We start from the raw sequence: 14977 nt of genomic DNA on the forward strand, positions 1-14977 counted from the left end.
GCTGCATGAGCATCCAGAACGACCTGTTCGGCGCCCCCCCTGCGCCGCCAACGCCCGTACCGCCTCCCGCTCTGCAGGCGGACCCGCCCCCTGCCCCGCCCCCGCGCAAGAAAGGCATCGCCGTCAGCGCGCAGCCGCAGGACGACGCTGTGCGCGCACTGGGCGCCAGCCTGTCGCCCCATTTGCGCCTGGGCACCTCCACCTGGACCTACCCGGGCTGGAAGGGCCTGGTTTGGGAGGGCGAACATTCCCCGGCACAGCTGTCCAAGAACGGGCTGTCCATCTACGTCCAGCACCCGCTGCTGCGCACGGTGAGCATCGACCGCAGTTTCTACCGCCCGCTTACAGTCAGCCAGTACGAGCGCTATGCGAGCCAGGTGCCCGACGACTTCCGCTTCGTGGTCAAGGCCCCGAGCCTGGTGACCGATGCATTGGTGCGCAGCGAGGACGGCCGGGGCCGCGAGCCCAACCCCGCGTTCCTCAATGCCGACCTGGCACGCACCGAGTTCGTCGAACCCGCGCTGCAGGGCCTGGGCCACAAGGTCGGTGCGCTGGTGTTCCAGCTCAGCCCCCTGCCCATGGACCAGCTCGACCGCCTGCCCGAAGTGTTGCAGCGCCTGCGCACCATGCTGCTGGCCCAGCCCAGGCTCTCTCCCATCGCGCCCGACGGCATCCTGGCCGTGGAGGTGCGCGACCCCGAATGGATCAGCTCGCACTGGATGGCCCTCGACTTCGCGGCCGTGCTGCGCGAGGCCGGCGCCACCTACTGCATCGACCTGCACCCCAAGATGCCACCGCTGGCCGATCAACTGCACATGCTGCGCGCCCTGTGGCCGGGCCCGCTGGTGTGCCGCTGGATGCTGAACCCGGTGCATGGCCCCTATGGGTATGAAGAGGCCGAAAAGCTCTATGAACCCTTCGACAGGCTGCACCACCCCGACCTGCAGAACCGCGAGGAGCTGGCGCGCCTGATCGCCGGCGTGACCGGTGCCGGGCAGAACGCCTACGTCTGCATCAGCAACCATGCCGAGGGCTCGGCCCCGATCACCATCCGCGCCCTGGCCGAGCAGGTGGCCGCGCTGCCCCCCGCCCGCAAGAAGGCCTGATCGGATCAGGCGCTGGCTGCAGCCACCGACTGGTCGCTGTGGCCCGCCAGCGTGATCCATGCCAGCGCCACGCCCACCAGCGCACCCGTGGCCATGCCGACCACCATGGGCAGCGGCTTGCCGTTGGCGAACAGGCCCACCACGCCCATGGCGGCCGCGCCCGTGAGCATCTGCAGTGTGCCGAGCAAGGCCGAGGCCGTGCCCGCAATGGCGCCGTGCTTTTCCAGCGCCAGCACCGAGGTCGTCGGAATCACCAGCCCCATCAGCGCACTGGCCACGAAGTACAGGCCGATCAGCACCGCCAGCTCATCGCCGCCGAGCAGGTAGTAGCCGAGCATGGCCACCATGACCACGCCCGATCCCGTCGCCGCGGCCTTGACCAGGCGCACCAGGCCGAAGCGCTCGCCCAGCGTGGCCGTGAATTGCGAGGTACCAATGAAGGCCGCTGCATTCACCGAGAACGCCAGGCTGTACTGCGTGGGCGTGAGGCCGTAGTGGTTGATGAGCACGAAGGGCGAGCCCGCCAGGTACACGAAGAAGCCCGCCATGGCGCAGCCGCCGATGAACACCAGGCCCAGGTAGTGCCAGTCGCGCAGCAGCAGCCCGTAGGCGGAGAGGGCTCCGCCCAGGCTGCTTTCCACCCGGTCGGCCGCGGGCCGGGTCTCGCCCAGGCTGCCGTACACCAGCGCCAGGCCGGCCACGGCGGCCACTGCCACCACCCAGAACACGCCGCGCCAGCCGGCCAGGGCGATCACGCCGCTGCCCGCCAGCGGCGCCAGGATGGGCGAGACGCTGAACACCAGCATCAGCAGTGACATCAGCCGCGCCGCATCGGTGCCCGTGTGCAGGTCGCGCACCACGGCGCGCGGGATGGCCATGCCCGCCGCCGCGCCCAGCCCCTGCACGAAGCGCAGGGCCACCAGGGTCTCGATGTCGGTGGCCAGCGCGCAGCCCACGCTGGCCAGGGTGAACAGGCCCAGGCCGAAATACAGTGGCGGCTTGCGCCCCACCATGTCCGACACCGGGCCGTAGAACAGCTGGCCCGCGCCCAGCGACAGGAAGAACGCAGTGAGGCTCCACTGCACGGCCCCCACGGATGCCCCCAGGCTGGCCCCGATCTCAGGCAGCGCGGGCAAATACATGTCGATGGCGAACGGCCCGATGGCCGAGAGCAGGCCCAGGATCAGGGCCATCTTGAAAAAGCGGGAAAAATGCATAGCCCGCCATTGTCGCGGGCCTCCGTAAAAACCCTTGTCGGCACACAAGGCCGTTTCAGGGTAGGCGCCGGTTCAATCCGCGGTCTGCGGCTCCACCCGGTTGCCGCCGGCCTGCCGTGCCCGGGCCAGGGCACTGCTGGCGGCGCGCACCAGTTCGTCGGGGCGCTGATCGCGCACCGGCACCAGCGCGGCCACGCCCGCCCCCAGGCTGAGCCGGCCCAGGGCCGAGCCCTCATGGGGCAGCGCCAGCGAGCGCACCGCGACCACGGCGCCCTGCGCCAGGCCCTGGGCCTCATCGAACGTCGCCCCGGGCAGCAGCAGGGCAAAGGCATCGGGCGCGAAGCGCGCCACCACGCCGCCCGGGCGTTCCTGCACGATCTGCGTGAGCGTGACGGCCAGGGTCTGCAGGCAGGCATCACCTGCGAGGTGGCCGTGGCGGTCCATGAAATGGCGCAGCGCATCCACCTCCAGCAGCACCAGTGCCAGCGGCGTGGCGGCGCGCTGGGCACGCTCCCAGGCCTGTTGCAGCAGGTGGTCGAACTGGCGCCGGTTGCCCAGGCCGGTGAGGCTGTCGGTGCGGTCCATGGCATCGATGCGCTGCTGCGCCTCGGCCAGAGCCCGGGTGCTCTCCTGCAGTTGCGCCTGGAGCACGCGCTGGTCATTCTGCAGGCGCACCATGGCGGCAGAGCTCCCCTGTGGCAAGGGGCCCGAGGGCACCGAGGTGCCGCTGTGCACGATCTTCCACTCCGCGCCTTCCAGGCGGAACACCAGCACCAGGCGCGCCACCGGCACCTGGCCGGCCGGGGTCTCGCCCGCATCGGGGCCGCGCACATGCACCATCGCCGTGGCCGAGACCACGTGCTCGGCCAGGTCCTGCAGGCACAGGTCCAGCACCTCGATGCGCATGTGCTGCGGCACCAGGGCAAAGTCCTGCAGGATGGCGGCCACCCACTCGCTGCGGGTGTGCACGAGGCGGTCGCTGCGGCTGGCGTAGCCGCTGAACTGGGTACTCAGGCGTCCGATCAGGCGCTCATCGCGCGTGGAGTACAGCGCGATGTAGTCGTCGAACAGTTGGCGGATGAGGGGCTGGCGATCCGGTCGCATGCGTGCGGGTTCCTCGTCAGGGCATCCTGAAAAAACATGCGGCGCGCCGCCATGCGGGTCCGCGCGGCCCCCGGTCCATGTTCCGATTGGCGCGCGATGCACTTTAGCACCCCGCACCCAGGGCGGCCATGCATACTGCACCCACTCCCATGCGAACATTGCCCGTATGACGCACATCCCCAACACACGGACGGGCCGCACCGCATCGCTGGTGCTGGCCTGCCTCATCGCCCCCTTGCCCAGCCTGGCCCAGGCCGCGAACACCGAACCTGCCGCCCCGCTGGCGCTTTCAGCCGATGGCAGCCTCGTGATCGACACGCGCGCCAAGCTGGCCTGGCCGCGCTGCGTCGAGGGCATGCAGTGGACTGGCACCACCTGCACCGGCACGCCGCTGGAGATCGACTACGCACAGGCCCTGGCCCATGCCAATGCCCGCTGGAAGGCCGAAGGCCTGCCCTGGCGGCTGCCGCGCGCCGCCGAGCTGCGCCGCCTGGTGGACAAGTCGGCCCCCACGCCAGGACTCAATGCCCGGCTCTTCCCCGCCGCACCATCGGGCTGGCACTGGGCCGTCAACGCCAACGTCAAGGGCGGCCTGGCGGGCAACCAGTACAACTACGGCAACGTGGAAAAAGCCCAGCGCCAGGGCCAGGGAGGCGAAAGCCTGGACACCACGCGCGTGAACCAGCGCTTCGCGGTGGACCTGGATACAGGGGACATCCGCAGCGACGCAGCCAAGGGCAGCCGCCTGCATTTCCGCCTCGTTCGCACGCAGATCGACTGACCAGGGCAACCTTCGCTGCCGCGGCGCACAGCCGCCTTTACGCTTTTTTTACGGCACGGCCCGCAGTCTGTGCCCTGTTTTTACGCGCGGATCCCGAGACTTCTCCCATTGCCCAAATGGAGAAGCAAACCATGGATTTCGTCTATATCGCGGCAGCCGCCGGCCTGTGGGGCCTGGTCCTGCTGCTCGTGCGCGGCTGCAGCCGCCTGGAACACAAGCCCGCGGGAGAGCGCGCATGATCGCCGTCGAACTGCTGTATGGGCTCAGCGGCCTGATCGCGGTGCTGCTGCTCGCGTACCTGGTGTATGCACTGATCTGCGCGGAGCAATTCTGATGACCGCCGCTGCCTGGGCCCTGCTGGGCTCTTTTCTCGTACTGCTGGTGCTCATGGCCTGGCCGCTGGGCCGCTGGGTGGCGGTGCTCGCCACCGGCACGCCCCCGGCCTGGATGCAAAAGGCCGAATCCGGCCTGTACCGCCTGGCAGGTGTGGACCCGCAGCAAGGCATGGGCTGGTCGCGCTATGCCCTGTGCCTGCTGGTGTTCAATGGTGCCGGCCTGTTCTTCGTTTACGCCATGCAGCGCCTGCAGGGCCTGCTGCCCCTGAACCCGCAGGCCATGCCCGCCGTGTCGGCCGATTCGTCGTTCAACACCGCCATCAGCTTCGTGTCCAACACCAACTGGCAGGGCTACGGGGGTGAAGCCACCATGAGCTACCTCACCCAGATGGTGGCGCTGGCCGGCCAGAACTTCTTCTCGGCCGCCACCGGCATTGCCGTGGCGTTCGCGCTGATCCGCGGCTTTACCGCCCGCTCCAGCGCCGTGCTGGGCAACTTCTGGGTGGACATCACGCGCATCACCGTGTGGCTGCTGCTGCCGCTGTCGCTGGTGCTGGCGCTGTTCCTGGCCGGCAGCGGCGTGGTGCAGAACTTCAATGCCTACACCGACGTGGCCACCCTCGAATCCACCAGCTACCAGCAGCCGGCCGTGGACGGCCAGGGTGCTCCGCTGCTCGATGCCCAGGGCCAGCCCGTCCTGCAGGCGCTGACCACACCCACCCAGACCCTGGCCATGGGCCCGGTGGCTTCGCAAGAGGCCATCAAGATGCTGGGCACCAACGGCGGCGGCTTCTTCAACGCCAACTCGGCCCACCCGTTCGAGAACCCCACGGCCTGGACCAACCTGGCGCAGATGCTGGCCATCTTTTTGATCCCGGCCGCGCTGTGCTTCGCCTTCGGCCGCAGCGTGGGCGACCTACGCCAGGGCTGCGCGGTGCTGGCGGCCATGACCGTGCTGTTCGTGGCTGCCGTGCTGGCCATCATGCCGGCCGAGCAGGCGGGCAACCCGCTGTTCGCACCGCTGGGCGTGGACCAGGTGGCCAGCGCGGCCCAGGCCGGCGGCAACATGGAAGGCAAGGAGACGCGCTTTGGCATCACCGCCTCGGGCCTGTTCACCGTGGTGACCACGGCCGCCTCGTGCGGCGCCGTGGCGGCCATGCACGACTCGCTCACCCCGCTGGGCGGCATGGTGCCCCTGGTACTCATGCAGCTCGGCGAGGTGGTGTTCGGCGGCGTAGGCTCGGGCCTGTACGGCATGCTGGTCTTCGCCATCCTGGCGGTGTTCATCGCCGGGCTGATGATCGGCCGCACGCCCGAGTACCTGGGCAAGAAGATCGAGGCGCACGAGATGAAGCTGGCCTCGCTGGCCATCCTGGCAACCCCGCTGCTGGTGCTGCTGGGCACGGCCATCGCGGTGTCCACCACCTCCGGCACCGCCGGCATGGTGCAGGCCGGCCCGCACGGCTTCAGCGAGGTGCTGTACGCGCTGAGCTCGGCCGCCAACAACAACGGCAGCGCCTTCGCGGGCCTGTCGGCGAACACGCCGTTCTACAACGTGCTGCTGGGTGTGGCGATGTGGCTGGGCCGCTTCGCGGTGATCGTGCCGGTGCTGGCGATTGCCGGTGCCCTGGCCGCCAAGAAGCGACTGCCCGTGACGGCCGGCACCATGCCCACCCACGGCCCGCTGTTCGTGGTACTGCTGATCGGCACCGTGTTGCTGGTGGGCCTGCTCAACTACGTGCCGGCCTTGGCCCTGGGGCCCGTGGTCGAGCACCTGATGCTGGGAGCCGCACCATGAACGGCACACCCCGCAACCCCTCTTCTTCCCTTCCTGCAGGTACTCCTGTGACGCAATCCCAACCCGCTCAGGGCCTGATGGACAAGGCCCTCGTGCTGCCCGCCCTGCGTGCCGCCTTCACCAAGCTCAACCCGCGCGTGCAGTGGCGCAACCCGGTGATGTTCGTGGTCTACATCGGCAGCATCCTGACCACGCTGCTGTGGCTCAACGCCCTGGGTGGCCAGGGCGACCAGGGCGCCGGCTTCGTGCTTGCGGTGGCCGTGTGGCTGTGGTTCACCGTGCTCTTCGCCAACTTCGCCGAGGCCCTGGCCGAAGGCCGCAGCAAGGCCCAGGCCGCATCGCTGCGCACCTTGAAAAAGAGCAACTGGGCCAAGAAGCTCAAGGAGCCCCGCCACGGCGGCACCTGGCTGCCCGAGCAGGCCGAAAACCTGCGCAAGGGCGACGTGGTGCTGGTGGAAGCCGGCGACATGGTGCCCATGGACGGCGAAGTCATCGAAGGCGTGGCCTCGGTGGACGAGTCGGCCATCACCGGCGAGTCGGCCCCCGTGGTGCGCGAATCCGGCGGCGACTTCTCCTCCGTCACCGGCGGCACGCGCGTGCTGTCGGACTGGCTGGTGGTGCGCGTGGCCGTGAACCCCGGCGACTCCTTCCTGGACCGCATGATCAGCATGGTCGAGGGCGCCAAACGCCAGAAGACGCCCAACGAGATTGCGCTCAACATCCTGCTGGTGGCGCTGACCATCGTCTTCCTGGTGGTCACGGTCACCCTGCTGCCCTACTCGCTCTACAGCGTGCAGGCCGCGCAGGCCGGCACGGTGGTGAGCCTCACGGCCCTGGTGTCGCTGCTGGTGTGCCTGATCCCCACCACCATCGGCGGCCTGCTGTCGGCCGTGGGCGTGGCCGGCATGAGCCGCATGATGCAGGCCAACGTGATCGCCACCTCGGGCCGCGCCGTGGAGGCCGCGGGCGACGTGGACGTGCTGCTGCTGGACAAGACCGGCACCATCACCCACGGCAACCGCCAGGCCAGCGCCCTGCTGCCTGCACCGGGCGTCACGCAGGCCCAATTGGGGACCTGCGCGGCCCAGGCATCCGCCGCTGACGAAACGCCCGAGGGCCGCAGTATCGTGGCGCTGGTGCAGGCCGCCGGCGAGCCCGTGGCCGTGCCCGCGGATGGCAGCGTCACCGCCATCGCCTTCACCGCGCAGACGCGCATGAGCGGCGTGGACATCGCCCAGGCGGACGGCAGCGTGCGCCAGCTGCGCAAGGGCGCAGTGGACGCCGTGCGCCGCCATGTGGAGGCGCTGGGCGCCCACATGCCCACCGAGGTGCTGCGCGCTGCCGACGAGGTGGCACGCCGCGGCAGCACACCACTGGCCGTGGCCGACGGCAGCCGGGTGCTGGGCGTGGTGGAGCTCAAGGACATCGTCAAGACCGGCATCCGCGAGCGCTTTGCGCAACTGCGCCGCATGGGCATCAAGACCGTGATGGTGACCGGCGACAACAAGCTCACAGCGGCCGCCATTGCCGCCGAGGCCGGTGTGGACGACTTCCTCGCCGAAGCCACGCCCGAGGCCAAGCTGGCGCTGATCCGCCAGTACCAGGCCGAAGGCCGCCTGGTGGCCATGACCGGCGACGGCACCAACGACGCGCCCGCCCTGGCCCAGGCCGACGTGGCCGTGGCCATGGGCTCGGGCACGCAGGCCGCCAAAGAGGCCGGCAACATGGTCGATCTGGACTCCAACCCGACCAAGCTCTTGGAAGTGGTGGAGACCGGCAAGGCGCTGCTGATGACGCGCGGCTCGCTGACCACCTTCTCCATCGCCAACGACGTGGCCAAGTACTTCGCCATCATCCCGGCGATCTTCGTGAGCACCTACCCGCAGCTCGCCGCGCTCAACGTCATGCAGCTGGCCAGCCCGCAATCGGCCATCCTGGCCGCCGTGATCTTCAACGCGCTGGTCATCGTGTTCCTGATCCCGCTGGCGCTCAAGGGCGTGCGCTACCGCGCCGTGGGGGCCGCTGCCCTGCTGCGCCGCAACCTGGCCATCTATGGGCTGGGCGGGCTCATCGTGCCCTTCATCGGCATCAAGGCTATCGACCTGCTGCTCTCGGCCATGGGCCTGGTCTGAACACCCAAGGACATTTCTCCATGAACAATATTCTTCGCCCCACCCTGGTCCTGTTCGCCGCGCTCACGCTGGCGACGGGCGTGATCTACCCGATGGTCGTCACCGGCATTGCGCAGGCCGCCTTCCCGCACCAGGCCAATGGCAGCCTGGTCATGAAGAACGGCGCGGCCGTGGGTTCCGAACTCATCGGCCAGAACTTCACCGCCCCCGGGCATTTCTGGGGCCGGCCTTCGGCCACCGCGCCCATGCCCTACAACGCCAGTGCCTCGGGCGGGTCCAACCAGGGGCCGCTGAACTCGGCGCTCAAGGACGCCGTCAGCGCCCGCATCGCCGCCCTGCGCGAGGCCGATCCCGGCAACACCGCGCCGGTGCCCGTGGACCTGGTCACCGCATCGGCCAGCGGACTGGACCCGCACATCAGCCCCGCCGCCGCACGCTACCAGGTGGCGCGCGTGGCCAACGCCAAGGGCGTGAGCGCCGACAAGGTGGCGGCCCTCGTGGAATCGCAGGTAGAGCTACCATGGCTGGGATTCGTGGGCGAGCCGCGCGTGAACGTGCTGCGGCTGAACCTGACGCTGGACGCATTGCGCTGAGCCATGCCCAGCGATGACGTGCTGGCGGCCCTGTGCGCGGTGGCCGTGCTGCTGGTCCCGCTGGCGCTGGCCTGGCTGCTGGTGGCCCGCCGGCCGCGCAGCAAGCGGCGACCCATGAACACATCCCAGGAACCTTGATGCCCTTGCACAGCGACAGCCGACCCGACCCCGACGAACTGCTGGAAAGCATCCAGCGCGATGCGCAGCAGGCTCGCACCGGGCGGCTGCGCGTGTACTTTGGCGCCAATGCCGGCGTGGGCAAGACCTACGCCATGCTCAGCGCCGCCCAGCGCGCCCACCGCGCCGGCACCGACGTGCTGGCCGGCGTGGTGGAAACCCATGGCCGCAGCGAGACAGCCGAACTGCTGCAGGGGTTGCCACGCCTGCCGCCGCGCGAAGTGCCCTACCGGGACCGCACCCTGCCCGAGTTCGACCTCGATGCCGCGCTGGCACGCCAGCCCGCCGTGCTGCTGGTGGACGAACTGGCCCACTCCAACGTGGAGGGCTCGCGCCACCCCAAGCGCTGGCAGGACGTGCGCGAGTTGCTGGACGCCGGCATCGACGTCTGGACCACGCTCAACGTGCAGCACCTGGAGAGTCTGAACGGCGTGGTGGGGGCCATCACCGGCATCCGCGTACACGAGACGGTGCCCGACACCGTGCTCGACAGCGCCGATGAGGTGGTGCTGGTGGACGTGACGCCCGACGAACTGCTGCTGCGCCTGAAGGCCGGCAAGGTTTACCTGGCGCCCCAGGCCGAACGCGCGGCGCAGAACTTCTTTCGCAAGGGCAACCTGATCGCGCTGCGCGAGATGGCGCTGCGCCGCACGGCCGAGCATGTCGAGGACGACGTGCGCAGCTACCGCATCGAGCAGTCCATCACCCCGGCATGGAACACCGATGGCGCCATCCTCGCCTGCATCGGTCCGCAGGAGGGTGCCGAGCAGACGGTGCGCACGGCCGCGCGGCTGGCGGGCCAGCTCAACGTGCGCTGGCACGCAGCCTATGTGGAAACGCCGCGCCTGCAGCGCCTGGCCGCGGCCGAGCGCGACCGCATCCTGGCCGTGCTGCAGCTCGCGGGCGACCTGGGCGCGCAGACCGCCGTGCTCACCGGGCACGACCTGCCCGCGGCCCTGGTGGCGCATGCCCAGGCGCTCAACTGCGCGACCCTGATCGTGGGCCGCCGCGCTGAGGCACGCCGCCGCTGGCCCTGGCAGGCGGGCATGACGCAGAAGCTGGCAACCCTGGCGCCGGCCCTGGACGTGATGGAGGTGGGCCACACCCCCAGCACCCGGCGCCTGGCGCAGACCCTGCGCCGTGTGGGAGACGAAGAGCCGGACAGCGGCCTGCCGCCCGCCTGGCGGCGCTATGCCTGGGCCGTGGCCGGCAGCCTGCTGGCCACAGCGCTGGCCACCCCGCTGCATGGCTATTTCGAGCTGGCCAACATCGTCATGCTGTTCCTCATGGGGGTGGTGCTGGTGGCCGTGCGCCAGGGGCGCGGGCCAGCCGCGCTCTCGGCCGTGCTCAACGTGGCGGCCTTCGACCTGTTCTTCGTGCCGCCGCGGTTTTCGTTCGCGGTGAGCGACGTGCAGTATTTCTTCACCTTCGCCGTCATGCTGGCCGTGGGCCTGCTCATCGGCCAGCTCACGGCGGGGCTGCGCTTTCAGGCGCGCATCGCGGCCAGCCGCGAGCAGCGCGCGCAGTCGCTGTTCGAGCTCACGCGCGACCTGTCGGCCGCGCTTATGGCCTCGCAGGTGGTGGAGCTGGGCCGCACCGCCACCGAACGCAACTTCGGCGGTCAGGCCGTGGTGCTGCCCACCGATGCACGCGACCAGTTGGTGCTGCCCGACCCCGCGCCCGAAGGCTTCGATGCCTCCGTCGCGGACTGGTGCCTGCGCAATGCCCAGCCCGCGGGCCTGGCCACGACCACGCTGGCCGCGCACAGTTGGCACTACGTGCCGCTACAGGCACCCATGCGCGTGCGCGGCGTGCTGGCCTTGAAGCCCGCCCAGCCGCGCTGGCTGCTGATCCCCGAACAGGCCAAGCAACTGGGCACCCTGGCACGCCAGATCGCCATTGCCCTGGAACGCGTGCACTACGTGGAGGTGGCGCAGGGCGCCGTGGTGGAGATGGAATCCGAGCGGCTGCGCAATGCCCTGCTCGCCGCCATCTCGCACGACGTGCGCACACCGCTGACCAGCCTGATCGGCCTGGCCGAGTCGCTGCGCGATGCCACCCCGCCCCTGCCCGCGCACCAGGCCAGCGCCGCTGCCGCCATGGTGGCCCAATCGCGTGAACTCAACACCCTGGTCAACAACCTCCTGGAGATGGCACGCCTGCAAAGCGGTGCCGTACACCTGCGCATGGACTGGCAGTCGACGGAAGAGGTGGTGGGCAGCGCCATCCGCGCGGCTGGCCCGGCCCTCGCGGAGCGCGAGGTGCAGGCACGGATCCCGGCCGACCTGCCCCTGGTGGAGTTCGACGCGGTGCTGATCGAGCGCGTGCTCGTGAACCTGCTGGAGAACGCCGCCAAGTACGGGGCCCCGCCCATCGGCGTGCTGGCCCATGCGGAGCCTGAGGCCCTGGTGCTGAGCGTGCGCGACCACGGCCCTGGCCTGCCGCCCGGCCTGCAGGGCGATGCCGCCCTGCTGTTCGAAAAATTCACGCGCGGACAGGCCGAGTCGGCCACGCCGGGCGTGGGCCTGGGCCTGGCGATCTGCAAGGCCATCGTGGATGCCCACCAGGGCCAGATCGAAGCCCGCAATGCCGATGGCGGTGGGGCAGAATTCACCCTGCGCCTGCCCCGCAGGCCCCCTCCTCCCCTGAAAGAAGCCCCCGCATGGCCAGCCTAGCCCCCGTTGCCGTCGTGATCGAAGACGAGCCCCAGATCCGCCGCTTCGTGCGCAGCGCGCTCGAAGCCGAGGGCTGGCAGGTGCATGAGGCCGACAGCCTGCAGCGCGGCCTGACCGAGGCCGGCACGCGCAAGCCCGACCTCTTGGTGCTGGACCTGGGCCTGCCCGATGGCGATGGCCTGGCGCTGATCCGCGATGTGCGCCAGTGGTCCACCGTGGCGGTGATCGTGCTCTCGGCGCGCATCGACGAGGCCGACAAGATCGCCGCGCTGGACGCCGGTGCCGACGACTACCTGACCAAGCCCTTCGGCGTGGGCGAGCTCATGGCACGCGTGCGCGCCAACCTGCGCCGCCCGCGCGCCGCTGGAGCCTCGCAGGAGCAGGACACGTCCTTCACTTTTGGCGAGGTCACCGTGGACCGCCAGGCCCGCCTGGTACACCGCGCCGGGCAGGAAGTGCATCTCACGCCCATCGAGTACCGGCTGCTGTCGGTGCTGATCGCCAATGCCGGGCGCGTGCTCACCCACCGCCAGCTGCTGCGCGAGGTGTGGGGCCCTTCGCACAGCGAGCAGAGCCACTACCTGCGCATCTACATGGGCCACCTGCGCCAGAAGCTCGAACCCGACCCGGCCCAGCCGCGCCACCTGCTGACGGAAACGGCCGTCGGATACCGATTGATGACTTGAAGATCACCCGTGGAAGAACTTGGCCGGCCAGGTCACCAGCCACGGGAAGACCACCATGAGGAACATGATGGCGAACTCGGCGATCATGAAGGGCACGACGCCCTTGGTCACGTCGTCCATCGACATCCTGCCCACCCCCGCCACCACGTTGAGCACCGTGCCCACGGGCGGCGTCACGAGACCGATGGAGTTGTTGATGATGAACATCACGCCGAAGTAGACCGGGTCGATCCCTGCGGCATTCACCACCGGCATCAGCACGGGCGTGAGGATCAGGATGGTGGGCGTCATGTCCATGGCGGTACCCACCGCCATCACCAGCACCATGATGGCCGCCATGAGCAGGATCTTGTTGTCCATGAAGGGCTGCAGCAGGCCCACCACCTTGGACGGCAGGTCGGCCACGGTGATGAGCCAGGCGCTCACCATGGCCGCTGCAATCAGGAACATCACGATGGCGCTGGTCTTGGCCGCGGCGACAAAGATGCCGTACAGGTCGCGCCAGCTGATCTCGCGGTAGATCACGGCCGACACGAACAGCGCGTACACCGCCGCCACCACGGCCGCCTCGGTGGGTGTGAACACCCCCATGCGCAGGCCCACCAGGATGATCACCGGCAGCATCAACGCCCAGAGGGCCTTGCGCAGGGCGGTGAGGATCTCTGCGGCCGACTTGCGCGGCGGCGGCACGATCTTCTCGCGCCGCACCAGGAAGGCCCAGGTCAGCCACAGCGCGGCACCGATCAGGATGCCCGGCACGATGGCCGCGAGGAACAGCTTGGAGATGGACACGTTGGCCGCCACCCCGAAAATCACCAGCCCGATGCTCGGCGGGATCACCGGGCCGATGACGCCGGTGGCCGCGATCAGCCCGCCGGCACGCGACTTGTCGTGCCCGGCCTTGACCATCATGGGCAGCAGCAGCGCCGTGAGCGCCGCCGCATCGGCCACGGCCGAACCCGACAGGGCCGACAGCAGGCAGCCGGCCATGATGGTCACGTAGCCCAGGCCGCCTTTCACATGGCCCACCAGGGCCAGCGCAAAGTCCACGATGCGGCGCGAGAGGCCGCCGACGTTCATGATCTCACCGGCGAGCATGAAAAAGGGCACGGCCAGCAGCGGAAAGCTGTCGGCCCCGCCGATCAGGTTCTGCGCCAGGATCTGCGCGTCGAACAGGTCCAGGTGCCACATCAGCGCGACGCCGCTGGCCAGCAGCGAGAACGCGATCGGGATGCCCATGGCCATGGCCAGCAGCAGCGATCCGACAAAGACGAAGATGGTCATCGCGCGCCCTCCTTGCCGCGCGGCGCATCGGCCGCTGCAGAGCCCAGGATCTGCTGCAATTGCACGGCCTCTTCCGACTCCTGCACCATCACCAGGTCTTCATCGGCGATCTGGCCGCTGAGCAGCTTGTACAGGTCGATGGCCAGGATCAGCGCCGCGCACACCGCGAACACCAGGCCCGCGCTGTAGACGATGGCCATGGAGGCGCCCGTGGTCGGTGCCGTCACATCCCAGTTGATGCGCGCCTGCGCCAGGCTGCCCTGGAACAGCAGCCAGACGATGTAGAGCATCACCCCGTGCCCAAGCGCCAGGCAGGCCTTCTTGCCGGCCGCCGGCAGGCGCTGCACCACCATGTCCACCCCCAGGTGGCCATGCTCGCGCAGTGCGACGATGGCCCCGAGGAAGGTCATCCAGATGAAGAGCCAGCGCGACACTTCTTCCGACACGGTGATGCCGGAATTGAAGCCGTAGCGCAGCACCACGTTGCCGAACACCAGCACCACCATCAGCGCCAGCAGGGCGGCAATCACCGCCTCCAGGCCGCGGCAGGCGCGATCTATCCATCTATTCATGTTGTTCTCTTGGGATGGGAGATGGCAGGCGGGAGCAATCCCGCCTGGGCCTTACTGTGCGGCGGCCTCGCGCAGGCTTTCGACCAGCGAGCGCAGCGCTGCCAGGTAAGAATGCGGCCCGAAGCCCTGCACCGTGGCCTTGACGGCCGGCGAGATGATGGAGTGCGCACGCCAGGCCTCGCGCGCGGCGATGTTGGACATGTGTACCTCGATCACCGGGAAGGGCATGGCCTTGATCGCGTCGTGCAGCGGCACACCATGCTGTGTGAGGCCCGCGGGGTTCACGAGCGCACCCTGCGCCGCGTCGATGTGCTCGTGCAGGAAGTCGATCAGCGCGCCTTCGTGGTTGGACTGCAGGATGTCGAGTTCCACGCCCAGTTCGGCAGCGAGCTTCTGCAGGCGCTCGTTGATCTGCGCCAGCGTGGTGGTGCCATAGATGTGGGGTTCGCGGCGCCCGAACAGGTTGAGGTTGGGGCCGTGAAGGACGAGGATTTTCATGGGGTTTCGGGCCTGATGG

Annotated in this window: 14 protein-coding genes; 9 read left to right on the forward strand and 5 right to left on the reverse strand. The window is 69.3% G+C overall.

Translation table 11 applies throughout. The features are described 5' to 3' along the window. The first annotated feature begins 11 nt into the window (after positions 1–11). On the forward strand, positions 12–1106 hold the full coding sequence (locus AC0IZS_RS30835; RefSeq protein WP_471639608.1) for a DUF72 domain-containing protein: 1095 nt from the start codon (positions 12–14) through the stop codon (positions 1104–1106). A gap of 5 nt (positions 1107–1111) precedes the next feature. Here the strand turns inward: AC0IZS_RS30835 and AC0IZS_RS30840 are convergent, their stop codons facing one another. Together AC0IZS_RS30840 and AC0IZS_RS30845 are read right to left on the reverse strand one after the other, a co-directional pair. Beyond that, positions 1112–2323: a multidrug effflux MFS transporter gene (locus AC0IZS_RS30840; protein WP_471639146.1), complete on the reverse strand. Its 1212-nt coding sequence runs from the start codon at positions 2321–2323 to the stop codon at positions 1112–1114. 72 nt (positions 2324–2395) lie between these two features. Further along, positions 2396–3427, reverse strand: a complete 1032-nt coding sequence (locus AC0IZS_RS30845; protein WP_471639147.1) for a GGDEF domain-containing protein — start codon at positions 3425–3427, stop codon at positions 2396–2398. Between the two features lie 166 nt (positions 3428–3593). Here AC0IZS_RS30845 and AC0IZS_RS30850 point away from each other — a divergent pair, with 166 nt between their 5' ends. The 8 genes from AC0IZS_RS30850 to kdpE all read left to right on the forward strand — a co-directional run bounded on the left by AC0IZS_RS30850 (position 3594) and on the right by kdpE (position 12604). Further along, positions 3594–4208 (forward strand): Lcl C-terminal domain-containing protein, encoded by a 615-nt coding sequence (locus AC0IZS_RS30850; RefSeq protein WP_471639148.1) that lies wholly within the window; start codon positions 3594–3596, stop codon positions 4206–4208. Positions 4209–4443: 235 nt separating this feature from the next. Beyond that, positions 4444–4542 (forward strand): K(+)-transporting ATPase subunit F, encoded by a 99-nt coding sequence (kdpF, locus tag AC0IZS_RS30855; RefSeq protein WP_057206008.1) that lies wholly within the window; start codon positions 4444–4446, stop codon positions 4540–4542. Continuing rightward, entirely contained in the window at positions 4542–6341 is a 1800-nt protein-coding gene (gene kdpA, locus AC0IZS_RS30860; RefSeq protein ID WP_471639149.1) for a potassium-transporting ATPase subunit KdpA, read from the forward strand. The genes kdpF and kdpA overlap by 1 nt, the downstream gene beginning before the upstream one ends. A gap of 77 nt (positions 6342–6418) precedes the next feature. Further along, positions 6419–8473, forward strand: a complete 2055-nt coding sequence (gene kdpB / locus AC0IZS_RS30865; protein ID WP_471639609.1) for a potassium-transporting ATPase subunit KdpB — start codon at positions 6419–6421, stop codon at positions 8471–8473. A gap of 20 nt (positions 8474–8493) precedes the next feature. After that, a complete protein-coding gene (gene kdpC / locus AC0IZS_RS30870) occupies positions 8494–9066 on the forward strand; it encodes a potassium-transporting ATPase subunit KdpC (RefSeq protein WP_471639150.1) in 573 nt (190 codons plus the stop codon). A 3-nt stretch (positions 9067–9069) separates the two neighbouring features. After that, complete coding sequence (locus AC0IZS_RS30875) at positions 9070–9204, forward strand: hypothetical protein (protein WP_471639151.1); 135 nt, start codon at positions 9070–9072, stop codon at positions 9202–9204. Next, positions 9204–11918: a DUF4118 domain-containing protein gene (locus AC0IZS_RS30880; protein ID WP_471639152.1), complete on the forward strand. Its 2715-nt coding sequence runs from the start codon at positions 9204–9206 to the stop codon at positions 11916–11918. Before AC0IZS_RS30875 ends, AC0IZS_RS30880 begins: the two co-directional genes overlap by 1 nt. Then, complete coding sequence (kdpE, locus tag AC0IZS_RS30885) at positions 11906–12604, forward strand: two-component system response regulator KdpE (protein ID WP_471639153.1); 699 nt, start codon at positions 11906–11908, stop codon at positions 12602–12604. Before AC0IZS_RS30880 ends, kdpE begins: the two co-directional genes overlap by 13 nt. Before the next feature lie 3 nt (positions 12605–12607). Here the strand turns inward: kdpE and AC0IZS_RS30890 are convergent, their stop codons facing one another. Genes AC0IZS_RS30890 through AC0IZS_RS30900 form a run of 3 tightly spaced genes read right to left on the reverse strand, consistent with a single transcriptional unit; the run spans position 12608 to position 14958 of the window. Beyond that, a complete protein-coding gene (locus tag AC0IZS_RS30890) occupies positions 12608–13888 on the reverse strand; it encodes a TRAP transporter large permease (RefSeq protein WP_471639154.1) in 1281 nt (426 codons plus the stop codon). Beyond that, entirely contained in the window at positions 13885–14460 is a 576-nt protein-coding gene (locus AC0IZS_RS30895; RefSeq protein ID WP_471639155.1) for a TRAP transporter small permease, read from the reverse strand. Before AC0IZS_RS30895 ends, AC0IZS_RS30890 begins: the two co-directional genes overlap by 4 nt. A gap of 51 nt (positions 14461–14511) precedes the next feature. Continuing rightward, positions 14512–14958, reverse strand: coding sequence for a type II 3-dehydroquinate dehydratase (locus tag AC0IZS_RS30900; RefSeq protein ID WP_471639156.1), 447 nt, complete (start codon positions 14956–14958; stop codon positions 14512–14514). Between the last annotated feature and the right edge of the window lie 19 nt (positions 14959–14977).

This window comes from Acidovorax sp. AC410 (assembly GCF_979253235.1).